The organism is Lysobacter panacisoli (assembly GCF_009765165.1).
GTDB classification, from domain to species: domain Bacteria; phylum Pseudomonadota; class Gammaproteobacteria; order Xanthomonadales; family Xanthomonadaceae; genus Lysobacter_J; species Lysobacter_J panacisoli.
This window is the reverse complement of record NZ_VLNU01000001.1, coordinates 1,920,241-1,943,886: the sequence shown is the minus strand read 5'-3', so window position 1 is coordinate 1,943,886 and position 23,646 is coordinate 1,920,241. Positions and strand designations below refer to the sequence as shown.

At 67.3% G+C, this 23,646-nt stretch carries 28 protein-coding genes, 1 tRNA gene and 1 pseudogene; 17 read left to right on the top strand and 13 right to left on the bottom strand.

The window, feature by feature from the left end; all coding sequences use genetic code 11:
* The first annotated feature begins 37 nt into the window (after positions 1-37).
* Entirely contained in the window at positions 38-1,150 is a 1,113-nt protein-coding gene (locus tag FOF45_RS09175; RefSeq protein ID WP_199244465.1) for an NAD(P)-dependent alcohol dehydrogenase, read from the top strand.
* Between the two features lie 30 nt (positions 1,151-1,180).
* Here FOF45_RS09175 and FOF45_RS09170 read toward each other — a convergent pair whose 3' ends face one another.
* Positions 1,181-1,675 carry an SMI1/KNR4 family protein gene (locus FOF45_RS09170; RefSeq protein WP_158984136.1) on the bottom strand — a complete coding sequence of 165 codons (495 nt, stop codon included), beginning with the start codon at positions 1,673-1,675 and terminating at the stop codon, positions 1,181-1,183.
* 217 nt (positions 1,676-1,892) lie between these two features.
* On the opposite strand from FOF45_RS09170, the gene FOF45_RS09165 reads away from it, so the two are divergent.
* The 4 genes from FOF45_RS09165 to FOF45_RS09150 all read left to right on the top strand — a co-directional run bounded on the left by FOF45_RS09165 (position 1,893) and on the right by FOF45_RS09150 (position 3,995).
* A complete protein-coding gene (locus FOF45_RS09165; protein ID WP_158984134.1) occupies positions 1,893-2,264 on the top strand; it encodes a VOC family protein in 372 nt (123 codons plus the stop codon).
* Positions 2,265-2,404: 140 nt separating this feature from the next.
* A complete protein-coding gene (locus FOF45_RS09160) occupies positions 2,405-2,998 on the top strand; it encodes a hypothetical protein (RefSeq protein ID WP_233264111.1) in 594 nt (197 codons plus the stop codon).
* 269 nt (positions 2,999-3,267) lie between these two features.
* Positions 3,268-3,504 carry an XAC0095 family protein gene (locus FOF45_RS09155; RefSeq protein ID WP_233264110.1) on the top strand — a complete coding sequence of 79 codons (237 nt, stop codon included), beginning with the start codon at positions 3,268-3,270 and terminating at the stop codon, positions 3,502-3,504.
* Positions 3,505-3,812: 308 nt separating this feature from the next.
* Complete coding sequence (locus FOF45_RS09150) at positions 3,813-3,995, top strand: hypothetical protein (protein WP_158984130.1); 183 nt, start codon at positions 3,813-3,815, stop codon at positions 3,993-3,995.
* Between the two features lie 16 nt (positions 3,996-4,011).
* Here FOF45_RS09150 and FOF45_RS09145 read toward each other — a convergent pair whose 3' ends face one another.
* Positions 4,012-4,797 carry a TSUP family transporter gene (locus FOF45_RS09145; RefSeq protein ID WP_199244464.1) on the bottom strand — a complete coding sequence of 262 codons (786 nt, stop codon included), beginning with the start codon at positions 4,795-4,797 and terminating at the stop codon, positions 4,012-4,014.
* Between the two features lie 304 nt (positions 4,798-5,101).
* Here FOF45_RS09145 and FOF45_RS09140 point away from each other — a divergent pair, with 304 nt between their 5' ends.
* The 3 genes from FOF45_RS09140 to FOF45_RS09130 all read left to right on the top strand — a co-directional run bounded on the left by FOF45_RS09140 (position 5,102) and on the right by FOF45_RS09130 (position 7,882).
* Positions 5,102-7,006: an MFS transporter gene (locus FOF45_RS09140; RefSeq protein ID WP_158984128.1), complete on the top strand. Its 1,905-nt coding sequence runs from the start codon at positions 5,102-5,104 to the stop codon at positions 7,004-7,006.
* A 76-nt stretch (positions 7,007-7,082) separates the two neighbouring features.
* The gene (locus tag FOF45_RS09135; protein ID WP_158984126.1) at positions 7,083-7,433 is read left to right on the top strand and encodes a CD225/dispanin family protein; all 351 of its coding nucleotides are present in this window, start codon (positions 7,083-7,085) and stop codon (positions 7,431-7,433) included.
* Entirely contained in the window at positions 7,430-7,882 is a 453-nt protein-coding gene (locus tag FOF45_RS09130; RefSeq protein ID WP_233264109.1) for a DUF2752 domain-containing protein, read from the top strand. Before FOF45_RS09135 ends, FOF45_RS09130 begins: the two co-directional genes overlap by 4 nt.
* Here FOF45_RS09130 and FOF45_RS09125 read toward each other — a convergent pair whose 3' ends face one another.
* The 6 genes and pseudogenes from FOF45_RS09125 to FOF45_RS09100 form a co-directional block, all read right to left on the bottom strand.
* Positions 7,883-8,824: a hypothetical protein gene (locus FOF45_RS09125; RefSeq protein ID WP_158984124.1), complete on the bottom strand. Its 942-nt coding sequence runs from the start codon at positions 8,822-8,824 to the stop codon at positions 7,883-7,885.
* Positions 8,825-8,992: 168 nt separating this feature from the next.
* The gene (gene nudC / locus FOF45_RS09120) at positions 8,993-9,940 is read right to left on the bottom strand and encodes an NAD(+) diphosphatase (RefSeq protein WP_158984122.1); all 948 of its coding nucleotides are present in this window, start codon (positions 9,938-9,940) and stop codon (positions 8,993-8,995) included.
* Complete coding sequence (gene erpA / locus FOF45_RS09115) at positions 9,937-10,314, bottom strand: iron-sulfur cluster insertion protein ErpA (protein WP_158984120.1); 378 nt, start codon at positions 10,312-10,314, stop codon at positions 9,937-9,939. Before erpA ends, nudC begins: the two co-directional genes overlap by 4 nt.
* Before the next feature lie 72 nt (positions 10,315-10,386).
* Positions 10,387-11,163 carry a DUF6776 family protein gene (locus FOF45_RS09110; protein WP_233264108.1) on the bottom strand — a complete coding sequence of 259 codons (777 nt, stop codon included), beginning with the start codon at positions 11,161-11,163 and terminating at the stop codon, positions 10,387-10,389.
* Between the two features lie 112 nt (positions 11,164-11,275).
* Positions 11,276-11,632 (bottom strand): annotated as a pseudogene (locus FOF45_RS09105) (bactofilin family protein); the annotation flags it as partial.
* A gap of 67 nt (positions 11,633-11,699) precedes the next feature.
* Entirely contained in the window at positions 11,700-12,431 is a 732-nt protein-coding gene (locus FOF45_RS09100) for a DUF6776 family protein (protein ID WP_158984116.1), read from the bottom strand.
* A gap of 80 nt (positions 12,432-12,511) precedes the next feature.
* Between FOF45_RS09100 and FOF45_RS09095 the strand changes: the two genes are divergently transcribed.
* Positions 12,512-13,090, top strand: coding sequence for a DUF4126 domain-containing protein (locus FOF45_RS09095; protein WP_158984114.1), 579 nt, complete (start codon positions 12,512-12,514; stop codon positions 13,088-13,090).
* 60 nt (positions 13,091-13,150) lie between these two features.
* Here the strand turns inward: FOF45_RS09095 and bfr are convergent, their stop codons facing one another.
* From bfr to FOF45_RS09080, 3 genes are all read right to left on the bottom strand, one after another.
* A complete protein-coding gene (bfr, locus tag FOF45_RS09090) occupies positions 13,151-13,621 on the bottom strand; it encodes a bacterioferritin (protein WP_158984112.1) in 471 nt (156 codons plus the stop codon).
* 113 nt (positions 13,622-13,734) lie between these two features.
* Positions 13,735-13,938, bottom strand: a complete 204-nt coding sequence (locus tag FOF45_RS09085) for a (2Fe-2S)-binding protein (RefSeq protein WP_158984110.1) — start codon at positions 13,936-13,938, stop codon at positions 13,735-13,737.
* An 88-nt stretch (positions 13,939-14,026) separates the two neighbouring features.
* The gene (locus FOF45_RS09080; protein WP_158984108.1) at positions 14,027-14,602 is read right to left on the bottom strand and encodes an RNA pyrophosphohydrolase; all 576 of its coding nucleotides are present in this window, start codon (positions 14,600-14,602) and stop codon (positions 14,027-14,029) included.
* Positions 14,603-14,721: 119 nt separating this feature from the next.
* Here FOF45_RS09080 and FOF45_RS09075 point away from each other — a divergent pair.
* The 7 genes from FOF45_RS09075 (at position 14,722) to FOF45_RS09045 (ending at position 22,336) form a co-directional block, all read left to right on the top strand.
* A tRNA-Met gene (locus FOF45_RS09075) sits at positions 14,722-14,798 on the top strand.
* 608 nt (positions 14,799-15,406) lie between these two features.
* Positions 15,407-16,090: a DUF2092 domain-containing protein gene (locus FOF45_RS09070; protein ID WP_158984106.1), complete on the top strand. Its 684-nt coding sequence runs from the start codon at positions 15,407-15,409 to the stop codon at positions 16,088-16,090.
* A complete protein-coding gene (locus tag FOF45_RS18280) occupies positions 16,087-16,641 on the top strand; it encodes a hypothetical protein (protein WP_233264107.1) in 555 nt (184 codons plus the stop codon). The genes FOF45_RS09070 and FOF45_RS18280 overlap by 4 nt, the downstream gene beginning before the upstream one ends.
* 30 nt (positions 16,642-16,671) lie before the next feature.
* A complete protein-coding gene (locus FOF45_RS09060) occupies positions 16,672-19,272 on the top strand; it encodes a hypothetical protein (RefSeq protein ID WP_158984104.1) in 2,601 nt (866 codons plus the stop codon).
* A gap of 53 nt (positions 19,273-19,325) precedes the next feature.
* The gene (locus tag FOF45_RS09055) at positions 19,326-20,276 is read left to right on the top strand and encodes a SphA family protein (protein ID WP_158984102.1); all 951 of its coding nucleotides are present in this window, start codon (positions 19,326-19,328) and stop codon (positions 20,274-20,276) included.
* Between the two features lie 19 nt (positions 20,277-20,295).
* On the top strand, positions 20,296-21,117 hold the full coding sequence (locus FOF45_RS09050; RefSeq protein ID WP_158984100.1) for a transporter: 822 nt from the start codon (positions 20,296-20,298) through the stop codon (positions 21,115-21,117).
* A 7-nt stretch (positions 21,118-21,124) separates the two neighbouring features.
* Complete coding sequence (locus FOF45_RS09045; RefSeq protein WP_233264106.1) at positions 21,125-22,336, top strand: BamA/TamA family outer membrane protein; 1,212 nt, start codon at positions 21,125-21,127, stop codon at positions 22,334-22,336.
* A gap of 3 nt (positions 22,337-22,339) precedes the next feature.
* Here FOF45_RS09045 and FOF45_RS09040 read toward each other — a convergent pair whose 3' ends face one another.
* The gene (locus FOF45_RS09040) at positions 22,340-22,741 is read right to left on the bottom strand and encodes a low affinity iron permease family protein (RefSeq protein WP_158984098.1); all 402 of its coding nucleotides are present in this window, start codon (positions 22,739-22,741) and stop codon (positions 22,340-22,342) included.
* A 178-nt stretch (positions 22,742-22,919) separates the two neighbouring features.
* Between FOF45_RS09040 and FOF45_RS09035 the strand changes: the two genes are divergently transcribed.
* Positions 22,920-23,111: a hypothetical protein gene (locus FOF45_RS09035; protein WP_158984096.1), complete on the top strand. Its 192-nt coding sequence runs from the start codon at positions 22,920-22,922 to the stop codon at positions 23,109-23,111.
* Between the two features lie 106 nt (positions 23,112-23,217).
* Here the strand turns inward: FOF45_RS09035 and FOF45_RS09030 are convergent, their stop codons facing one another.
* Positions 23,218-23,499: a BON domain-containing protein gene (locus FOF45_RS09030; RefSeq protein WP_233264214.1), complete on the bottom strand. Its 282-nt coding sequence runs from the start codon at positions 23,497-23,499 to the stop codon at positions 23,218-23,220.
* Positions 23,500-23,646 lie beyond the last annotated feature (147 nt).

The following is a 23,646-nucleotide window of genomic DNA, read 5'->3' as shown; positions in this document are numbered from 1 at the left end:
CCGCAATGGCGCAGGCCCGGTTCATAGGCGGGGAACCATGAAGCTCAAGCGCATCGTCGGATGGACCGCGGTGGCGGTCCCGGTCGCCCTGCTCGTCGCCTTCGCCATCGCCTACGTCCGTTCCGACAACGACTGCGCCGAACGGCGCGCATCGGCGCCGGCGCATCCGATGAAGGCGATCACGTACTGCGAGTACGGGCAGGCCGACGTGCTGGCGCTGGAGGACATCGAAAAGCCGGTGCCAGGCGAACACGACGTTCTGGTGAGGGTGCGGGCCGCCGCGGTCAATCCGCTGGACTGGCACTACATGCGCGGCACGCCTTACGTGATGCGCATGGGCAACGGCCTGCGCAAGCCGAAAGGCGCGCGGCTGGGCGTGGATTTCGCGGGCACGGTCGAAGCGGTGGGCCGCGGCGTCACGAAGTTCAAACCCGGCGACGAAGTATTCGGCGGGCGCACCGGTGCCTTCGCGCAGTACGTGACCGTGCACGAGGACAAGGCGGTGGCGCACAAGCCGGCGAACCTGTCGTTCGAGCAGGCCGCGTCGATCGGCGTCGCCGCGATCACCGCGCTGCAGGGATTGCGCGACGCCGGAAAGCTGCAATCCGGGCAGAAGGTGCTGATCAACGGTGCGTCGGGTGGCGTGGGCACGTTCGCCGTGCAGATCGCCAAGGCGATGGGCGCGGAGGTAACCGGCGTATGCAGCACGCGCAACGTTGCGATGGTTCGTTCGCTCGGCGCGGATCACGTGATCGATTACAAGCGCGAAGACTACACGAGCGGCGACGCACGCTACGACGTGATCCTCGACAACGTGACCAACCGCGACCTGTCCGACAACCGGCGCGTCATGCAGCCCGACGGCCGTTACGTGCTGATCGGCGGCGGCGGCCCCGACGCGGGCAACTGGATCGGTCCCTTCGCCGGACCGCTGAAAGCGCTGTTCGTCTCGCCGTTCGTTTCGCAGGACATGGGCCTGTTCATGGCCGACTTGAACCAGAAGGACCTGGACGTGCTGGCCGGACTCATGCAATCGGGCAAGGTGACGCCGGTGATCGACCGGCGCTATCCGCTGGGCGAGGTTCCCGCCGCGATCCGCTACGTCGAAAGCGGCCGCGCACGCGGGAAGGTGGTCATCGTGGTGGAGTGAGGCGCGATCCCCGGCGAAACCCGAAGCGCGTCACGCCCCGACCCCGGCGCCCTTGGCTTCGAGGAATGCGGTGAAGTCCGCGAAGCGCGCGATCGGCCGTGCGGTCGCGTCGCCCTTGTGCGTCTGCACGATCTCGCCGCTCAGGCAGTCGAGCGCGTACGGGCACGCGTCGGCTTCGTCGCCGATGCACACCAGGTGCCAGGGCCACGGCGGCGCGCCGTAGATGCCGTGCCGGTATTCGGTGGTGCATCCAATGATGAGATCAGCGGTGTCCAGCACGGTGGTGTTGTCCGGATAGTCGCCGCGCGTGCGCAGAAAATCCGCGTAGGCGGCGGGCAGCGTCAGCTGTAGCTCGGCCTCGACGCGGTCGACCTCCTGCACCGACATGCGCAACACCGGATCCTCGGTCAGCTGCGCGGACGCCGCACCGTCGTAACCGTCGCGATAGAACGCCCACCACAGCATCGGCCCGGCGATGACGACGAGCCCCAACGCAACCGTAATCGCAGCCTGCAACGACGACATCGTGACGACCTCCCTGTAAGCGATGGCCTTCCCACGCGCCGGCGAAGCCGCATCGCGTGCCCTCATCCTGAAGTACCCCTGTGGCGATACTAGAGGCACGGGCGCGCCAGGTCACGTGCAAGGAAGACCTGTCTGGAGGCCGACGGGGACGGTGGCGCCAGCGTCGGCTGCGGCTAGCGCATACTCCCCGGACGCACGTGGATCGACAGGAGTCTCCATGCCCGCCCGTACCCGACGACTCGTGGCCTTCGCCCATGTGGCCGATGTCGAACGCAGCATCCGCTTCTATGCGGACCTCGGCTTCCGCGCCGCCAACACCGTGGTGCCGGAAGGCGGCAACGCGCCGGTATGGGCGTGGCTCGCCAGCGAGAACGCCGACTTGATGGTCGGCCAGGCATCGGACCCGGTCGATGCCTCGCAACAGGCCGTGCTGTTCTACCTGTACTACGACGACATCAAGCAGACACGCGCCACGCTGATGGAGCTTGGCCATCGTCCCGGCGACATCAAGTACCCCTTCTACATGCCCGGTGGCGAATGCCGGCTCGAGGATCCCGACGGCTACGTGCTGATGCTCGCGCAGATCTAGGGGACTCGAATGGACGACGCAAGGAGGCGACATTGACTCGATGGATGCGGATTTCGTGGGCGATCCTTGCGGTGCTCGCCGCGGTCGTGGCCTTTGGCGCGATCGCGCAGCACATCGCGTCGCGATCGGTCGAAGCACCATTGCGCCTGACGCCCGGCGCCAGCGCCACGCTGCTGCTGGATCGCCCTGTGCGCGATCGTGTCCGCCTTTCTTTGGACTTCGCTCGACCGACGCGGGCGGCGCAGCGTCCTGAACTCGGCGACTTCTCCGCACGCAAGACGAACAACGAATTGCGATTCGCGAACCCGGGCGAACGCATCCTGTTGCGCGTCGAGGAGCCGGGAGGCACGAGTGTCTACGAAGTGCTTCCCGCAGGCGGCTACAGCCGCGACAGCATTTCGCGCAACGCGGTGCGCTTCATCGACGATGGCGACGATCACCGTTTCGCGTGGCCGCCCGTGCTTTCGCCTCGATCGATTCCCGTGGGCCGTTCGACGCTGAAGGTCACCGTCATCGAGACCGGGTCTGCGATTGCGGGCGAGAACGTCATCCTCCAGGCCGAACCGCCGCTGGGTTTCAAGCGGGTCGCCGAAGGTTACGACTGGCTGGTGTGGTTCTGGCTCTGGCCGGTGTATGCCGTGGTGCTGGGCATCGCGGGGCTGGTGTTGTTGCGAAAGACGTTCCGGCGATCGAGGACACGAACGCTGATCCTAACGATCGCCACGCACGGTTGAAGTTGCGACAACTTCGCGTTGCTGCATGTGCAACGCGTGCGCAGACTCGCGGGCAAGGAGACTCGAATCTCCTTGAACAGCGGAAGCCGCCTCCGCAACACGGTGGCTTTTTTTGTGCCCTATCTGGGCACATCCGACGCAGCGCTTTGCGTCGGGAGGGCGGCTAATACAAGACCCGCAAGGGGAATACGCCCAGCCGATGTTCACGGCATTCGAGCCTCCCGACACCTCGCGTCGACGCGAGCCGGCTGGACTGCCTGGAGATTCCGATGCGAAACGGACCCCGCAACACCACCGCTCCGATGCCCAGCTACGTGCTGCCGCTCGACGCGTACCTCGCCCTCACCAACACCCGCGACCACCTGCGCCTGCTCAGCGAACTCGCCGAACCCCGCAACGACGACGACCGCGACCGGATCGTCGTCACCACCGACGCATTGGCACAGTGCTTCGACCGGCTCGCCGGCGCGCTGGACGAGGCGCTGGAGCGGATCGAGCGGCAGTGATCGATGCCACCCACACCGTGGGTCGATCCGACTTAACAGGCTCCTGCTTCGGCCAAGCGACCCGTCCGCTGCGTATTCATGCGCATCCGCCCGATCCGTTGTAAGAAGGTCTTCGCGCCAAATTTTCACGATCTGGTGTAAAAGCGCGTCTGGCTTCAGGGGAGCCAGTGAAGGAACGGTCGGGCGGCCGGAGCATGCCGCGCCGTGGCCGTGAGAAACGTTCGCCTGCCGTGGCAGCGCGAACTGCCTAGTTTTCTTGCGCCGCCGGCTCGCCGGCATCACGGATCAGAGGCGAGGAGACGAGTTCGATGAATCAGAACACGGGGACGGAACGCGTGACCGACGCACAGTGGGCAGAACTGGAAGAGGCCATCAACCGCGTGCAGGCGCTGCTGCAGCCCATCATGTCGCTGGTGGAAGAGGACGCCGACGGGATTCCGGCGATCGAGGACCTCACGGACGATGAAGCAGATGGCCTGACACCCAGCTGATTCCGCGGGCGCGGAATCAAAACATCCGCAGCACGAACGCCGTCACCGGGTTGGCCGGATCGGACAGCAGTTTGGCTGTGAGCAGCAGCGACATCACGACCAGCAACGGGCGGATCACCTTGCCACCCACGCGCATCGCCAGGTGCGCGCCGATCTGGCCGCCGAGCACGCTCGACAACGCCATCAGCAGGCCCAGGGTCCACAGGACCTTGCCGCCGACGATCAGCGCGAGCAGCGCGGCGACGTTGCTGGCGAGGTTGAGCAGCTTGGTGTGCGCGGTCGCCGACACCAGGCCCATGCCGAACAACGCGACCAGCGCGGTGGCGAGGAACGAGCCGGTGCCGGGGCCGAAGAAGCCGTCGTAGAAACCGATCGCGGACACGATGAGCAGCAGCGCGGTCGTGCCCAGACGGCTGTGGCGGTCTTCCTCGCTCGCGCGCGGGGCGAGCAGGAAATAGACCGCCATCAGGATGAGCAGCACGGGGATCAGGCCCGACAGGAACGCCGGATCGAGGCGCTGCAACGTCCACGCACCGAACACGGACCCGACGAAGGCACCGAGCGCGGGCCAGCGGAAGCGGCGGAAATCGATGCGCCCCGCGCGTGCGAATGCGACCACGGCACTGGCGGTGCCGAAGCTGCTCTGCAGTTTGTTGGTCGCGATGGCGTTGACCGGCGGAATGCCGGCGGCCATCAGCGCGGGGATGGTCAGCAGGCCGCCACCGCCGGCAAGTGCATCGATGAGGCCCGCCACGAACGCCACCCCCATGAGCAGCGCGATCACATCACCACCGAACTCCATGCGTTTCCTTGGCCCCGGCGAAGGATGGGCCGGCGGGGGCGGGATTATTTCATGGCGCGCAAGACGCGCCCCTCTTCCGCCCTTCGGGCACCTTCTCAGCTCTGCACTCCCTGCGGTCGCCGCAAGGGGAGAAGGAAAAGCCAAAGCGATCGGGCACACCGGCTTCTCCCTCTCCCCTTGCGGCGACCGCAGGGAGTGCAGGGCTGAGAGGGACAGGCCGCGCAGCGGCCAGGGAGAGGGTGCGGCTTTTCTTTCCACGACCGTTTGCTAGGCTCGCCCGATCCGAACGGGACGATGCGGGCGCATGGCGTACAGTCAATTCGATCTGCTGCGGCAGCGGCGCTTCCTGCCGTATTTCTTCGTGCAGTCGCTGGGCGCGTTCAACGACAACGTGTTCCGGCAGGCGATCATCGGCCTGCTGGCGTACATGGCCGTCGATCCGCAGGACCGCACGCTGTACACCAACCTCGCGCCGGCGATCTTCATCCTGCCCTACTTCCTGTTCTCGGCGACGGCGGGACAGATCGCGGAGAAGCTGGAGAAGTCGCGGCTGATCCGCATCACCACGACGATGGAAATCGCCATCATGTCGCTGGCGGCGGTGGGCTTCCTCACCCAGAACATGGTCGTGCTGCTCATCGCACTGTTCGCCACCGGCGTGCAGTCGACGCTGTTCGGGCCGGTGAAGTATTCGATCCTGCCGTCCGTGCTGAAGCCGGAGGAGCTCACCGGCGGCAACGGTCTGGTCGAGATGGGCACGTCCCTGTCGATCCTGGTCGGCATGATCTTCGGCGGCCTGATCTTCGCCGTCGCCGGCACCGCCGGGCCGGTGGTCGCGGCGATCGCGGTGATCGCGCTGGCGGTGCTGGGTAACCTGGTCAGCCGCGCGATCCCGCGCGTGGACGCGGGCGCGCCGGACCTGCGCATCAACTGGAATCCGATTCCCGAATCGCTGGCGATCTGGCGCCTCACGCGGCGCCAGCTGGCGGTACGCAATTCGGTGCTGGGCGTGTCGTGGTTCTGGTTCGTCGGCACGGTGCTGACCTCGAACCTGCCGGGCTATGCGGATGCGAACCTCGGCAACCCCGATGGCCGCCTGTACATCTTCGCGCTCGCACTGTTCTCCGTCGGTACGGGCGTGGGTTCGATCCTGTGCGAGAAGCTGTCGGCGCGCACGGTCGAGATCGGACTGGTGCCGCTGGGCGCGTTCGGCATCAGTGCGTTCATGATCGACCTGTACTTCGCGCGCAGCGGTGCGGCGCCGGCGCAGGTGTCGACGATCGCGGCCTTCCTGCAGCTTCCGGGCAGCTGGCGCATCGTCATGGACCTGACCGCGATCGGCCTGTTCGCGGGCTTCTTCGTGGTGCCGCTGTTCGCGCTGATCCAGAGCCGCACGCCCAAGGGCGAGCTGTCGCGCGTGATCGCCGGCATGAACATCCAGAACGCCGCCTTCATCGTGCTCGCGGCGGCGCTGGGCATCGTGCTGCAGCGTTTCCTTGGCTGGTCGATCCCGCAGCTGTTCCTGGCACTGGCGATCGCGAACGCCGTGGTCGCGATCTACATCTTCACGATCGTGCCCGAATTCCTGATGCGCTTCCTGAGCTGGCTGCTGGTGCGCACGCTGTACCGGCTGCGCCTGCACGGCATCGAGAAGCACGTGCCGGACGAAGGTGCAGCGCTGATCGTGTGCAACCACGTGAGCTACATGGATGCGCTGGTGCTGGCGGCGAGCATTCCGCGCCCGGTGCGCTTCGTCATGTACTACAAGATCTTCAACATCCCGGTGATGAGCTGGATCTTCCGCACCGCCAAGGCCATCCCGATCGCCGGCGCCAAGGAAGACCCGGCGCTGATGCAGCGCGCGTTCGACGAGATCGACGCCGCGTTGGCCGAAGGCGAGCTGGTCGGCATCTTCCCCGAGGGCGCACTGACCAAGGACGGCGAGATCGCGCCGTTCAAGTCGGGCGTGGAGCGCATCCTCGAACGCGCGCGCGAGGCCGGTCGACCGGTGCCGGTGGTGCCGATGGCGTTGCGCAACATGTGGAGCAGCATGTGGAGCCGGCGCGACGGCCGGATGGCGCGCATGCGCGTACCGCGGCGTTTCCGTGCGCCGGTGGAAGTGATCGCCGACACGCCGGTCCTCGATCCGCAGGTCGATGCGCAGGTGCTCGAGGTCCGCGTGCGACACCTGCGCGGCGACGCACCCTGACGTCCGCCACGGACCGCTGCTAGCATCAAGGCGAGCCGCCGGACCCGGCGGCCGGACCATTCTCCAGGGGAACGCCATGAACGTACCGCCGCCGTTGCCGTCGCAGTCGCCACCCCGATCGATCCCGACCTACCTGGTCTGGGCGATCCTCATCACCATCGCGTCGCTGTTCTTCTGCTGTGTCGTCGGCACCATTCCGGGCATCGTGGCGATCGTGTTCGCCGCGCAGGTCAACAGCAAGCTGGACCGCGGCGACGAATCCGGCGCGCTCCGCGCCTCCAGCAACGCCAAGCTGTGGTGCTGGATCTCCACCGGCCTGTGCATCGCCGGCCTGCTGTGGACGATCTACTTCTTCAGCAGCGGCGGCATGGCGCAGTACCAGATGATGCTGGAACAGCTGGAACAGGCGCAGCGCCTGCAGCAGTGAGCACCACCGGGCCGCAGACGGCTTCGACGATGCAGGCGCGCAACGCGCCTGCATCGCGTGCGCTGGTGCTGTCGGGCGTGCTGGCGGTGGGGACCGCCGGCGCGTGGGTGCTGCACCGCTTCGATCCGGATTCGGCGTCGAGCCTCTTCCCGCCCTGCCTGTTCCATCTCGCTACCGGGCTGTATTGCCCGGGCTGCGGGATCACACGTGCGCTGCACGCGTTCGTGCACGGCGACATCGCGCGCGCGTGGTCGATGAATCCGCTGCTGTTGTTCGCGCTGCCGGCGCTCGCGCTGGTGCTGTGGCAGTGGGGCACGCAACGCACGCTGTTGCCTGCGGCGATCAATCGCCGCCTGCACGATGGCGTGTGGTGGATCGTCGTGCTGCTGGCATTCGGCGTGCTGCGCAACCTGCCGTGGCCGGCGTTCGCGTGGATGGCGCCGGGCTGATCAGGCGACCCAGCCGGCGATCACGAACAGCGCCAGCACCGCCAGCCACACCAGCAGGCTGCGCCAGACCAGGCTCATGGCATCGCGCAGTTCCGGCACTTCGCCGGTGAACTGCGGCACCGGTGGTGGCGCGACCAGCCCGCCTTCGCCCGCGTCGATCCCGCCACCGGCTTCGACGTAGTCCGCGGCTTCGTCGGCCAGTTCGCACTTCACGCTCGCGCGCGCGACCGTGCCGAGGAACCGACGGCGTGGATCGAACGACGCGCCGCCGGCTTCGCGCCACGCACCGAGCACGGTGTCGAAGTTGCCGACCAGCGCCAGCGCCAGCGTCATCAGCTGCGCGACCGGCCAGTCGAGCCACGCCATCAGCGTTCGCGCGCCTTCGCGCGTTTCGTGCGGCAGGATCGAACCGGCCTCACCTTCCGCCGCCAGCGCCGTCAGCCGATACAGCAGCGCGCCCACCGGGCCGAGCAGCAGGAACCAGAGCAGCACGCCGAACCAGCGGTGCTGCGCATTGCGGAAGACGGCTTCGATCAGGCTGCCACCGTCTAGCGTCGCCGGCATCGCGCCCTCGGGCCAAAGGCGCGAAGCGGCTGTGCGACGCGACGCGGCATCGGGCGCATCGGCGACGGCATCGACGTCGAGGTCGAGGTCGCGCGGACCCCACGCATAGAACAGCACGGCGACGCCGAACACCAGGCTCGCCAGGCCGAACAGCGTGTCGTGCAATGCAAGCTGGAACAGGCCGACCGCGAGCAGCGGCGGCACCAGGGCGATCAGCAGGCCCCAGCGTCCGCGCCAGAAGCCGCCTTCGGGAAAACGCGTGTCGAGCCAACGCAGCCAATCGCGATACCAGCCGTAGTGCCGCAACGACACCGCCAGCGACTGGGCCATGTGTCCGAGCACGAGCGCGACGACGACGGCGATCAGGGTGGCGGACATTGCGCGGAAGGCCCCGGCTAGCGTTGGTCTTCCTGGATTCTAGCGCGGCACGCGTGCCGGACCGGCCATCGCAGGCGGCGTGGCGCTCATGACGGGCAGCCGGTCACGGGCATCGCTGGACGTCGGGCAGAGTTCGCGATGGTGAGGCAGGCAAGCGCCCGCCCGGCTTCACGGCGCGGGCTGCGCCGCGAGCCACTGCTCGATCAGCCAGCGCGAGATCGAGATGGACGGCGACAACACGGGACCTTCGCCGTCGTCGTGCGCGCTGCCCCATTCGCCGCGCATGCGTGCGGCGCGCACGTCGTCGACGGTGAACCAGCGCGCGTCCTCGAGTTCATCGCCGACCTGCGGTTCGTCCGCGTCGGCATCCGCGGCGAAGCCGAGCATCAGCGCACCCGGGAACGGCCACGGCTGCGACGCGAGGTAGCGGCAGCGATGCACGCGAACGCCGGTTTCCTCCAGCACTTCGCGCGCGACGGTCTGCTCCAGCGATTCGCCCGGTTCGACGAACCCGGCGATGACCGAGTAGCGACGCGCCGGCCACGCGCTCTGGCGCCCGAGCAGCAGGCGCGATCCGTCGCTGACAGCCACGATGACCGCGGGATCGGTGCGCGGGTAGTGTTCGACGCCGCATTGCGCGCACGTGCCCTGCCAGCCCGCACGCGTGAGCGCGACTTCGCCGCCGCACACGCCGCAGAAGCGATGGCGGCTGCGCCAGTGCTGCAGCGCGCGCGCTTGGGCGAACACGCTGGCGTCGAACGCAGACCACAGCGCGGCGGCGCTGCGCAGGTCGACGCGACGCGGCGCAGTGAAGGCGGTGAGCCGGGCATCGAGTGCGAACCACGCCGTGCCGTGTGGATCCAGTCCGAGGAACACCGCCGCGCCGACGCCACCCGGACCATCGCTGATCTCGCGACCGTATGGCGCGCGCAGGTTGCCGTCGTCATCGGCGCTGGCGAGGCCGTTCTCGTCGAGCAGGATCACGCGCGATTGCGACCACAGCGCCTTGAGGGCATCCGCATCGTCGCGCAGGCGGTCGGCGCGATCGAGCGCGCCCCGGCAGGCGCCGTCCGCGCCGGCTTCGACGAAGGCGAAGGGAGCCGCGACCTCGCTCACACCGCGAAGGACGAACCGCAGCCGCAGGTGGTCTTCGCGTTCGGATTGCGGATCACGAACTGCGCGCCATGCAGGCTCTCGGTGTAATCGACCTCGGCGCCCATCAGGTACTGCAGGCTCAGCGGATCGACCAGCAGGGTGACGCCGTCGGTCTGCACGGCGAGGTCGTCCTCGCCCTGCTGTTCGTCGAATTCGAACCCGTACTGGAAGCCCGAGCAGCCGCCGCCCTGGATGTAGACGCGCAGCTTGAGCGCGTCGTTGCCCTCTTCCGCGATCAGCTCGCGGACCTTGGTCGCGGCCGCGGAGGAGAACTGGAGGGGACGTTCGAGCGACTGATAATCCGGCGCCGCGGCGGAGGGAGTGAGCGATTCCATGCGAAAAGGATGGGGGGCGAAGCGGTTGGGTTCAAGCTGCTTCGTGCGCCGCTGTGTCCTGCGGGGGCTGCGCTACGGCGTAGCGGTGGCCGGGGCGACGTCGCGGGTGGCGTCGGCCCAGCTGAAGGACTGCTCGATCGCCGCGCCCGAGCGTGGGACCAGGCGCACGGCGACGCGCACGGGCGTGAAGCCCTCGGGCAGGAAGATGTCGCCTTCGACCTGCTGGAAGTACTTGAACGAATAGCCCACGCCGGGGGCGCTGGGCTGCTGGCGCAGGTCGGCCCAGGCGAGCTTCTCGAGCTTGCCGTTGCGGGTGCCTTCCAGGGTCATCGTCAGCTGGCCGGTGCTGACCGCGCCGCGGTTGAGGTTCTGGGTGAGCGTGCCGGTGAAGTGCCAGGCCGTGTTGTTCAGCGGCTGCAGCCGGAGCGCGTGCACGCTGAGGCCGCGCCGTTGCGCGGTGCTGCCGACGAGGCGCTCGTAGAAGGCGACGTCGGCGCGCAGGCCGGCGATTTCCTCGTCGCGCTCGGCCAGCGTGCTCTGCAGGTCGCGGTTGGCGTCACGGCTGATCTGGTCGGAGCGGCCCAGCGTCGCCACGCGCTGCTGGAGGTGCTCGATCTCGCGCTGCTGGCCGCGTGAGTCACGACGGCTGTCTTCGAGCTGCGCGCGCGGGTCGCCGGGATCGGGCGAGACCACCCGCCACACGCCCCACAGCCCGAACGCCACCGCCACGGCGACCACGCCGGCGAGGATCGGCCCGCGCCGCGCGGCCAGGCGCTGTCCGAGCGGCGTCGCCGGCTCGGCCTGGGTGGATTCGTCCTGCGAGGTCGGAGGCGGAGCGGGGGTGTTCATGCCGGACGCCGGTGAATGCCGGCGCCCAGCCTACCGCGAGCGGGTGTGACGGTCAGCCCAGAACGGGGCTGGCGTCCAGATGCGCTTCAGACAGCGCGTGGGCCTGCGCTTCGGCGTGGATCAGGCGACCCGTCAGGACCGAGCCGGCCAGCATCTCGACGACCTGGTAGTGCACGTTGCCCTGCACGCGAGCCTTGGCGGCCAGCTCGACGCGCTCGCTGGCGTAGACATCGCCGTCCAGGCGGCCGTTGATGATCACGATCGGCGCGCGGACTTCGCCTTCGATGCTGCCGTTCTCGGCCAGCGTGATCGTGGCGCGCTGGCCCTCCTCGGCGATCACCTTGCCGACGATCCGACCCTCGATGTACAGGCCGCCGCTGAAATACAGGTCGCCGCGGATGACCACCTGGTGGCCGACGAGGGTGTCGACCTGGCCGTCGTGGTGGGGGGTCGGTTTGTTCTTGAACATCGGGGTACTTCCGCTTCTTGCACCGGCGGGGGCCGGCAGGGTGGATGGATCGGGGGACGAAGGCGAATCAGGTGGTGACGCCGCTTTCCCAGCCCAGCGTCTGTTCCACCGCCACGCCACCGCCGTCGAGCGAAACGCGCACGCGCTGCGGGGTGAAATCCGCCGGCAGCATCACGCTGCCGTCGAGCTGCTGGAAATAGCGGAACGAGTAATCCTGCGGCGGCACGCCGTGGCGCTGGTGGAGTTCGTCCCAGCCGATGCTCGCCAGCTTGCCGTCGCGCACGCCTTCCACGGTGAAGCGCAGGCGGCCACTGCTGATCGCGCCCTTGTTGAGGCTCTGGGTCAGCACGATCTGGTAGCGCCAGGTGCCGCCGGCTTCGGCGGCGAAGCGCGCCGAATGCACGCCCAGGCCCTTTGGCTGCCCGGTGGCGCCGACCAGGCGCTCGTAGAACGCGATGTTGGCGCGCAGGTCGGAGATCTCCTCCTCCCGCTCGGCCAGCACGCTCTGGATTTCCTTGTTGGCCGCGCGACTCACCTGATCCGAGCGCGACAGCGTCGCTTCGCGCTGGGCCAGCGATTCGGCCTGCGAACGCCAGCGCTGGAGTTCCGCATTGGCCGAGTCGAGCTCGGCCCGCACGGTCGGCAGTGCCGGGGCGGCGTGTCGCTCCGAGCCGAGCCAGGCGCCCACCAGCGAAACCGCCCACGCCACGGCGAGCACGGTCGCGACCAGCGGCCGGCGGTCCGGTCGCTGCTGGACGATCGTGAAGCGCGGCGGAGGCGCCTTGCGCGGCTTGTTCATGCGTTTTTGTATCCGACGGGCCTGCGCGCGCCGGCTTCCCCTACCCCTATACTCGACCGACAGTCTAGCGGGGCATCGGCATGACGGATGCGCACCTGTTCGCAATTGGCGTAGTGCTGGCCTGGCTGGCTGGCATCCGCGTCTACCTCACGGTGTTCGGCGTCGGCCTGGCCGGTTTCTTCGGCTGGTTGGACCTGCCGCAGGCGCTGGAGGTTACCGCCTCGCCGTGGGTGCTGGGCGTCTCGGGCGTGCTCGCGGCGGCTGAATTTTTCGCGGATAAGATCCCGGGCGTCGATTCCGGCTGGGACCTGCTGCACACCCTGCTGCGAATCCCCGCCGGTGCGTTCCTGGCAGCGGCGACACTGTCGTCTGACGGGCAGCTCGGCGCCGGCGCGCTCGCCGCGGGCGCGGGCGTGGCCCTGACCAGTCACCTGCTCAAGTCCGGATCGCGCGCCCTGCTCAACACCTCGCCCGAGCCGGTCAGCAACTGGACCGCCTCCATCACCGAAGACGTCGCTACCGTCGGCGGGCTGGCGCTGGTGTTCGCGCATCCGTGGATCGCACTGTCCATCGTCGTGCTGATCAGCCTGACGCTGGCGCTGCTGCTGTGGTGGGTGTGGCGAATGCTGTTCCGTCGCGCCCCGCGACCGGTCGTCTGACCTGCAAACGAAAACGCCGCCGGAGTCCGGCGGCGTTCGTGTTCGAACCGCGAAGGCGGCTCAGTCTTCGATCTTGGTCAGCAGGTAGTTCTGCTCGCCGACGCGTTCGATCAGCGACAGCTGCGTCTCGATCCAGTCGATGTGTTCCTCCTCGGAATCGAGGATGTCCGCGAACAGCTTGCGGCTGACGTAGTCGCCGACGGATTCGCAGTACTTGATGGCCTCGCGCAGCAGCGGAAGGCCTTCCATCTCCAGCGCGAGGTCGCAGGTCAGCAGCTCGCGCGGGTTTTCGCCGATGCGCAGCTTGCCCAGCGCCTGGAAGTTCGGCAGTCCGTCGAGGAACAGGATGCGCTCCGACAGTTTGTCGGCGTGCTTCATCTCGTCGATCGACTCGTGGTACTCGTGCTCGGCGAGTTCCTTCAGGCCCCAGTTCTTCAGCATCTTGGCGTGCAGGAAGTACTGGTTGATCGCGGTCAGCTCGTTGTAGAGCGCCTTGTTGAGGAATTCGATGACTTTCGCGTCGCCCTTCATGGCGGTGTTCCAATGCCTGCAAGGCACACACTCTAGCCCGTTCAGGCAAAGCTTGACGGAACGCGAATCGAGTGCATCCGCGGACGCGAATCAGTGACGATTGGGAAGGCCGCTCAGGCAGCCTGTTGCATCACCGGGAACGGCAGCTCGCGCACGGAATGGGCGGCGTCGAGCAGCGAGGCGGCCATGTCGAGGCAGCTGCCGCAGTTGGCGCCGGCGCCGGTCCGCATGGTCAGTTCCGTCACGCTGCTGCAGCCCGCGTCGGCGGCCTGGCGGATGTCGTGATCGGTAACCCCGTTGCAGATGCAGACGTACACGTTGGCGTCATCGGACTGGGCAGCCGGATCGGCTGCGGAGTCATTTCGCCATGAATGAGAATGATTGTCAATTAACGGGAGCCGACTCTCAGCGCGAGCCGGCCCGCCCCGCGATGGGCCGGCGATTGCGGCCCTGACGGTCCTGGCCCTGAAACTCCGGGGACGGCGTCGGCACGGCCTGCGGGCCGGCAACCTGGCGCGCGGCCGGCGCCAGGTGGAGCAGCGCCCGGGCGTAGACCCCGCGCTTGAACATCACCACGTGCTCGACCGGGTACCAGAAATCCACCCAGCGCCAGTTGTCGAATTCCGGCTTGTCGGTCAGGTCCAGGCGCAGGTCGGACTCCTGCCCGGTCAGGCGCAGCAGGAACCACACCTGCTTCTGGCCGATGCAGACGAGCCGGTCGTTGCGGCGGATCGCACGCTGCGGCAGGCGGTAGCGCAGCCAGCCGGGGGTCGCGCCGAGCACTTCGACATGCTCCGGGAGCAGGCCGGTTTCCTCGCGCAACTCGCGGTACATGGCCTCCAGCGGCGTCTCGTCGCTGTTCATCCCGCCCTGCGGGAATTGCCAGCCGTCGCGATGGACGCGTCGCGCCCAGAAAACGCGACCGTCGGGGTGCATCAGAACGATGCCGACATTGGGCCGGTAGCCGTCCGGATCGATCACGATGCGGACTCCTGAATTCACTGTCCCCGACTCTGCCACGCCCCCGGTCGCAAGGACAAGCCGGCGGCGGACGATTGACGACCACCCCTTCGGCATGAATAATTCGCGGTTCTCCGCGTGGCTATGTAGCTCAGCCGGTTAGAGCACAGCACTCATAATGCTGGGGTCGGTGGTTCGAGTCCACCCATAGCCACCATTCGGACATCGCGAACGGCGCCGCCGGTTCGCAGGAAAACCCCGCCATGCGCGGGGTTTTTTGTTTCGCGTCCTAATACCGGTGTCGCGTGGCGATTCGCCCGGTCATGAACGATCGGCGTTTCCGTTTCACTGCCGTTTCGCGGGAACGGCGTCTTCCTGAACACCCATCACGGCTCTTTCACGGCTTCCGCGCAGGATGTATCGGCGATGAATCCGGCACCGTGGATGCGTGCCGACGTCATGCAATCGGAGGACCGCTGCAAGCAGCGGATGCACCCGCATCGCACACGTCAGGTGCCGCCAGCAGGGAGCAGGACCGTGGGAAGAGATCGACTCGCACGCATTCCCCCGCCCATCGCACCGGACGCGGCATCGCCGCATCCACGGACGTCATCACCGTGACGCCCCGCTTCGAACGTTGACCGCCAGCGCCGCGCGGACGACGCGCGGATTCCGCACCCGGCAGACACCGGGTCATCGAGGAGGTGCGAGATGCGTCATTCCGTGTTGTGCTTGGCCTTGAGCTTGTCGCTGTCGGCGACGGCCGCGGCGTCCGACCAGACCTCATCGCCACCGTCGGCAGCCGCAGCGACAGCAGCGGCCACGGTGCAGCCCGAAGCAGTCGCCGCGCTGGAGAAGATGGGACGCTACCTGCGCACACTGAAGAATTTCACCGTGCATGGCGATTCCACCATCGACGTGGTGACGGAAGACGGGCAGAAGCTGGAGTTCCCGGGAACGATCGACTACAAGGTGCGCGCGCCCAACGGCCTGCATCTCGAGATGAAGACCGATCGCAAGCAGCGCGAGATCTTCTACGACGGCAAGACGCTCACCGTCTACGGTCCGAAGAACAAGCTCTACGCGAGCACCGACGCCCCGCCCACCATCAGCGCGCTGCTTGCTGCGATCGACGACAAGTACGGCATCGAATTGCCGCTGGCAGACCTGTTCCTGTGGGGCACCGATCGTGCGCCGTCCTCGGCATTGACGTCGGCGGTGTTCGTCGGACCCGCACGCATCGGAGGCAGCGTCACCGAGCAGTACGCATTCCGCCAGGAAGGCGTGGACTGGCAGGTGTGGATCGAGGCCGGCGAGAAGCCGCTGCCGCGCCGCCTGGTGATCACGACCACCGACGATCCCGCGCACCCGCAGTACGCCAGCACGCTCACCTGGAACACCAGCGCCGCGCTGAAGGACGCCGCCTTCACGTTCATGCCACCAAAGGACGCGCAACGCATCAAGCTGGTCGAAGTGGATGTCGCCGCTGCACAGGAGGCTTCGCCATGAACGCGCTTCGTCCCGCAACGATCGTCGCCCTGCTGTGCCTTTCCGCTGGCACCACCGCGCTGCTGGCCGTCACCTTCGATACCGACGCCGGGCCGCGCGCGCGCGGCGGCGCGCGCACCAGCGTCAACCACGCCGGCGGCGGCGGACATGCCGCGGCGCGTTCCGGTGGCGGCGCCCACGCTGCCGCCGCGAACCGGGGCGGCAACATCGACCGCAGCGCCGCGTCCAACCGGAACGTGAACCGCAACACCAACGTCAACCGGAACACCAACATCAATCGCGACGTCAACATCCACAACGATATAGACATCGACGTGGACAACGACTGGCACGACGGCTGGTACGACCATCCCGTCGCGACAGCGGCCGCAGTCACCGCCACGGCCGCGATCACGTCCGCCGTGATCGGCTCGATCGTCTACTCGGTGCCGCCCAGCTGCGTGACCACCGTCGTCAACGGCGTCGCCTACCAGCAATGCGGCAGCACCTGGTACCAGCCGCAATACGCAGGCACGAACGTGCAGTACGTCGTGGTGAATCCGCCGAACTGACATCCCGCTCCTTTCGCCGAAGAGGCTTCCATGCGCACGTTCGCGACGCTGGCCGTCACTGCACTCTCCCTCGCGCTCCTCGGCGCGCCCTTCGTTCCGGGAACGTCCGGCGCCGCAACGAACGCGACGCTGTCGATGCAATCCGCGGCGGCAGCCGACGACAGCGGAAAGAACATCGACGCACGTCCGTTCCCGCGCGACTTCACCCTGCGCGGCACGCAGTTCAGCGTGCACCAGCCGCAGTTCGACAGCTGGGAAGGCAACCAGCTCAAGGGCCGCTTCGCGATGTCGGTAAAGACCGGCACGCACACCGGTCCCGATGGCAAGGCGCAGGACACCACCGATTACGGCGTGGTGTCGTTCCAGGCGCGCACGCAGGTGGACAAGGGCGCGCGCGCCGTGGTGCTGAGCGACATACAGCTGCCGAGTGCCAGCTTCCCCACCGCGACGGCCAAGCAGACGCAGTACCTCGAACTGGCGCGCGAACAGCTCAAGCAGCGATCGACGCTGACGATCTCGCTCGACCAGCTCGAATCGGCGATGGCGATCGCCAACGTCGACGCGAAGAAGCCCGACTCGCTGCCGGTGCGCAACGATCCGCCTGACATCATCTTCAGCACCACGCCGGCCGTGCTGATGCTGGTCGATGGCAAGCCCATCCTGAAGCCGACCGGATCGTCCGGCGTGCAGCGCGTGATCAACTCGCGTTCGCTGCTGTTGCAGAAGGGCGCGACGTTCTACACCGTCGTTGCGGGCCACTGGGCCAGTGCGCCGACCGTCAACGGCCCGTGGTCGCCGGTCGCGAATGTCGACGCCTCGCTGGTGAAGGCGAAGGACGAGGCGGTGGCGAGCAAGCAGGTCGATGCGCTCGACCAGGCGCCCGATGCGCTCAAGCAGGATTTCGCTGCCGGCCGCGTGCCGGATATCTACGTGCGCACGGGACCGGCCGAGCTCATCTCCGTGCAGGGCGAACCGCAGTTCGTCGACGTGCCGGGCACGAAGCTCAGCTACATCGACAACACCGGGGCGGACGTGTTCGTCGATGGCGCGAGCGGGAATGCGTGGTACGTGCTGGTGTCGGGACGCTGGTTCACCGCGCCGGGTGCGAAAGGTCCGTGGACCTACGTATCGCCGTCGAAGCTGCCGGCGGAGTTCGCGAAGATCCCGCCCGACAGCCCCAAGAGCGGCGTGCTCGCGTCGATCCCGGGGACGCCGGAATCGAAGGAATCGCTGATCGCCAACGACATTCCGCAGACCGCCACCGTCAACAAGGGACAGGCGAAGCTGACCGTGCAGTACGACGGCGCGCCGCAATGGCAGCCGATCGGCGGCACGCAGCTGCAATACGCGCACAACACCGCGGTGCCGGTGATCCGCGTCGCGATGGACAGCTACTACGCAGTCGACAAGGGCATCTGGTTCACGTCGACTTCGCCGACCGGTCCGTGGACGGTCGCGACCAGCGTGCCCGCGGAGATCTATGCGATCCCGACCAGTTCGCCGCTGCACTACGTGACATATGTTCGCGTGTACGGACAGAGCGGCGACGACGTGTACGTCGGCTACACACCCGGCTACTACGGCACGGTGGTGAGCGACGACGTCGTGGTCTACGGCACCGGCTACGTCTGCGATCCGTGGGTCGGCGCGTACTGGTACGGCTGCCCGGCGACCTACGGCATGGGCGTGTACTTCGGCTGGAACGCGTGGGTCGGATGGACCTTCGGCTGGGGCTGGGGCTGGTACGGCGGCTGGTACGGTCCGTACAACCCGTGGTGGGGGCCGTGGTACGGCCCGGCGTATCCGTGGGGCTGGTGGGGCGGCGGCGCCGCGGCGTGGAATGTCTATGGCAGCTGGGGCAACGCCGCCGTGCGTGGCACCGCGGCCGCGTGGGCGAATCCGTGGACAGGCAATGTCGGACGCGCCGCACGCGGCGGCTTCTACAACGAGGCCACCGGTGGTCGCGGCATCGGACGCGCCGGCGTCAACACCAACGTCTACACCGGCACCACGCGCGCCGGTGCGCAGGGCATCCGCTACAACCCGCAGACCGGACGCGTCGTCGCCGGCGGCGGTGGCGTCGCGGTCAATCCGTACACCGGACAGGCCGCCGCGGGCGGGCAGCGCACCACGATCAACACCAATACCGGCCGCGTGACCCAAAGCGCGGGTGGCGCGGTCGCCGGCCAGGGAGGCGCGGCGGGTGCGGGCGCGTTCGACAGCGAAGGCAGGCGCGTCGATGCGCGCGGCGCGGGCGGCTTCCACTACAACGCCGACACCGGAACCTTCCACAAGGGCGGCGTGGTCGAGGTCAACGACAACGTCTACGCCGGTCGCGATGGCAACGTGTATCGCCACGACGACGACGGTGGTTGGACCAAGGTGGATCGTCCCGAAGGACAAGGCGCGCGTCGCGACAATCCGCCGCCGGGACTGGAGAATGAACGCTTCGCGCGCGAGCGCGGCAACGAGCGTATCGACGGCGGCTTCCAGCGCTCCATGAACACGAACCGTCCCCAGCGACCTGCCGGTGGCTACAGCAGACCTGCTGGCGGATACAGCCGACCCGCAGGCGGCTTCCGTCCGAGCATGGGCGGCGGCTTCCGTGGCGGCGGCGGCCGCCGGCGCTGATCGCGCGAAGACGGCAACGCAGGACGAACACACTCGATCGCGGAGAACCGCTGATGAAACAACGCACGCTCCTCGCCAGCACGCTTGTCCTCGCGGCATTGCCGCTCGCGCCCGCACTGGCGACCGAAGGTGCGCTGGGACGCACCATCACCGGCACCAACATCACTCAGTTCGCCGGTGTCGTGCCTCCCGAACCCGGCTTCAATCTGCTGGTCGGTTACGTGCACTACTCCGGCGACATCGGCGCCGAACGGCAGGTGCCGATCGGCAACCAGGTCACGCTCGGCCTGGACGCGACCTTCGACCTCGTGTCGTTCGCCGGTGTGTACGTGTGGGACACCGGTCCGGGCCACTGGAACTTCGCCTCGATGTTCACCCTGCCCGTCGCGCAGGTCGAAGTGGACGCCAACGTCTCGATCGGCAACCTCACGGGCACGCGCACCGACAAGGCCGACTGGGACCTGTTCGATCCGTTCTTCGCGCCGATCATCGCCGGCTACCACTTCGACCAGACGCGCCACATGACGCTGGCGCTGTACATCTACAGCGACTGGGGCAGCTACGACCCCAACAGCCTGGCCAACCTCAGCCTCAACACCTGGACCTACTCGCCGACCATCGGCTACACCCAGTTGATGCAGAAGGGCACGCTGGAATTCAGCACGCTCGCCGCCGTGGATTTCTACACCGAGAACGACGCCACCGATTACCAGAACGGCGCGGTGTTCCGTCTCGACACGTTGCTGATCAAGCGTTTCCCGAGCGGCTGGGGCGTCGGCGGCGCGGGTGGCTGGATCCAGCAGCTGGAGAAGGATGAAGGTCCCACCGCCGATCGCCTCGACGGCTTCAAGGGCCACGCGCTCGCGCTCGGCCCGATCGTCACCTACAGCAGGAAGTGGGACGGCGGCAGCGTCGAGTTCGCCGCACGCTGGATGGCGGAATTCGACGTGAAGCGCCGCATCGAAGGCGATCCGTTGATGGTCACCGCTACGGTCACGTTCTGATCCGCTGCCGGGGAATGGCATGAATCCATCCGTGAAGCAGGCCCGCGCCGGGCTGACCCTCGTAGCGCTGATCGGACTTGCGATCACGACAGGCCCCGCATCGGCCCAGGACAGCGCCGACGAACTGGCGAAGAAGCTCTCCAACCCCGTCGCGTCGCTGATCAGCATCCCGCTGCAGTACAACGCCGACTTCGGCTACGGGAGCGAGGACGGCACGCGCCACACGTTGAACATACAGCCGGTGATCCCCGCATCTATATCGGAAGACTGGAACCTGATCTCGCGCATCATCGTTCCCGTCATCTACCAGGACGACATCGCGGGCAAATCAGGAAGCCAGTTCGGACTGGGCGATATCAACCCGACGTTCTTCTTCTCGCCCAAGCAGCCCACCAAGGGCGGCATCACGTGGGGCGTGGGCCCGGTGTTCCTGCTGCCCACCGCGAGCGACGACCTGCTCGGGCCCGATCAATGGGGCGCCGGCCCCAGCGTGCTGGTGCTGACCGAAACCCACGGATGGACGATCGGCGTGCTCGCCAACCACATCTGGTCGGTGGCGGGTTCCAGCAACGATCCGGACATCAGCAACACCTTCCTGCAGCCCTTCTTCGCCAAGCACCTGCCCGGCGGACGCACGCTCACCTTCAACGCCGAGTCGACCTACGACTGGGAGAACCAGCAATGGACGGTGCCGATCAACGTGACGTACTCGAAGGTCACGCGCGTGGGCAGCCAGATGATGAGCTTCGCAGGCGGCGTGCGCGGTTATGCCGATGCGCCCACGGGTGGGCCGGACTGGGGCCTCCGCTTCGTCGTCACGTTCCTGGTTCCGCCGAAGTGAGCTCACCGTGCGGCGCCGCAGGCTGACCGTCGCCGGCATGCTGTGCGCGGCATGCCTGTCCGGCATGTTCGCCCTTGATGCCTCCGCGCAGGACGCAACCGGATCCTCAACGGTGCAGGAGACGAACGACACTGCGAACAAGGGCGACCTCCTGCACGACGCGAAGGACGGCGACCTCGACATGTCGCGCTGGCTGCTCGACCACAAGGGCTTCCTGCCCGTGCCGATCATCATCAGCGATCCGGCCGTAGGCTACGGCGGCGGACTCGCGGCGGTGTTCTTCCATCGCCCCGCGGGCGCGGCGATCTCCCGCAAGACCGCCGACGGACGCGAGCAGCAGATCGCACCCAACATCTTCGGTGCGATGGCGCTGAAGACCGAGAACGGCAGCTACGCGTACGGTGGCGGCGCGATGCTGCACTTCAAGGACGACCTGTGGCGCTATACCGGCGGCATCGCCAAGTCCTCGTTCAACCTCGACTTCTACACACCCGGCGAACTCATCGAACCGGTGGCGATCGGCTACAACGCCGATGGCGTGGTGTCGTTTCAGAAGATGGCGCGACGGCTCGGCGACCAGGACCTGTTCCTGGGACTGTCGTGGACGTACATGGACCTGGATCTCGGCTTCGACGTCGACTCCGATCGCGAACTCTTCAGCGACGAGGAGTTGTCGGAGCGCACTTCGGGACTGGGCCTGTCGCTGCAGTACGACCAGCGCGACAACTCGTTCACGCCCAACAGCGGCTGGCTGGGCATGATCGAAGGCAACTTCTACGACGGTGCGATCGGCAGCGATGTGGATTTCCAGAGCTATCGCAGCCATGTCTACGCCTATCTTCCGCTTGCCGACGACCGGTTCGTGCTCGGCGGACGCGTGGACGCGCGCTGGGCCAACGGCGACATCCCGTTCTACCGCCTGCCCTTCATCGACCTGCGCGGCATCGGGTCGGCGCGCTACGTCGACACGCGCGCGGCCACGATGGAAACCGAATTGCGCTGGAACATGACACCGCGCTGGGCCCTGATCGGCTTCCTCGGTGCGGGCCGCACCTGGGGCGAGCGCAACGACTTCGGTGAGGCGCAAAGCCAGGTCGCGAAAGGCGCCGGCGTGCGCTACCTGATCGCGCGCATGCTGCGCCTGTACGTGGGCGCCGACTACGCCTGGGGTCCCGAAGACGAGACGCTGTACATCCAGGTCGGCAGCGCCTGGCGCTGAACTTCACGGCCGCGACGGCCTCCCGTGCTTGCGACGCTGCTCGCCGTGTTCGCGCGCGCGCCGCGCCAGCGCCTCGTATTCGTCGCGCAAGCGGTCGAGTTCGGCCTGATCCAGCTCTTCCAGGTCGAGCAGAGCGTTCTGTGCGCGATGCGTGGTGCGGATCAGTTCATCGAGCTTGATCTGGATCGCCTCGGTGTCGCGGTTCTGCGTGTTCTGGATCAGGAACACCATCAGGAACGTGACGATGGTGGTGCCGGTATTGATGACCAGTTGCCACGTGTCGCTGAATCCGAACAGCGGTCCGGTGACGAGCCAGGCCAGCACGATGAGTACCGCCAGCGCGAAGCAGGACGCGCGGCCGGTCCAGCGCGACGCGCGCTTGGCGAGATTGCTGTGCCAGTCCATCGATCATGCCTGCCGGTGGGATGCGCAGCGAACATCCGCCGATGCATGCAAAAGCCACGTGAACGCGGCGCACACGGGGTTGAACGTGCGTGAACCGGTGCGCTGTTCCCGTCACACGGCGTTACCCGGCGACGGTCGTATCGTCGGGCCATCGCCACACGACCGATGGAGCGCCGACATGGGCCAAGACCGAAAGGATCCGCCGCTGGATCCGGGCAAGCCGCACGAGAAGCACGACAAGGACGAGAATCCGGCCGATCGCGAGAAGCGCAAACGCCACGAAAGCGACAACCAGGACCAGGCACTGGAGGAGACCTTCCCCGCCAGCGATCCGGTCTCGCCGTTCGTTCCCGCCAAGGCACCGGACTGATCACGCGCGATGAGTGAAATGCTGCGTCGCATCCGACGTTCTCGTCGCGAATACGCAGGCGCCCGGGTGGTGTTCCCGGGCGCCTGGGCCAGAGCGGTGTTGCTGGTTACTTGCCGCTCTTGGCAACGGTGAGGGCGCTGGCGTCGACCGCCTTCACGCCCTTGATCTTCTTGGCCACGGCGACGGCCTTGTCGGCCTCGCTCTTGCTGGCGACGGTGCCCGACAGCTTCACCGAACCGTTGACCGTATCGACGTCGATGGTGGTACCCGGCACGTCGGAGGTGGCCATCAGGTCGGCCTTCACCTTGGTGGTGATCCAGGTGTCGTTGACGGGTTGCGCGGAGCCTTCTTCTTCCGCTTCGACCGCCGTCTGCGCGGACACGGTCATCGGCACCGACGCAACCAGTACTGCCATGCCCATCAGGGCGACCAGCCAGTTCGCATTCGCACGTTTGCTCATGGTGTTCTCCTTCCCGAGGTGGCCCCAGTCTCCCGACGCGTTTCGTATCGCCGCGTGAAAGGGGCGCTATCGGCC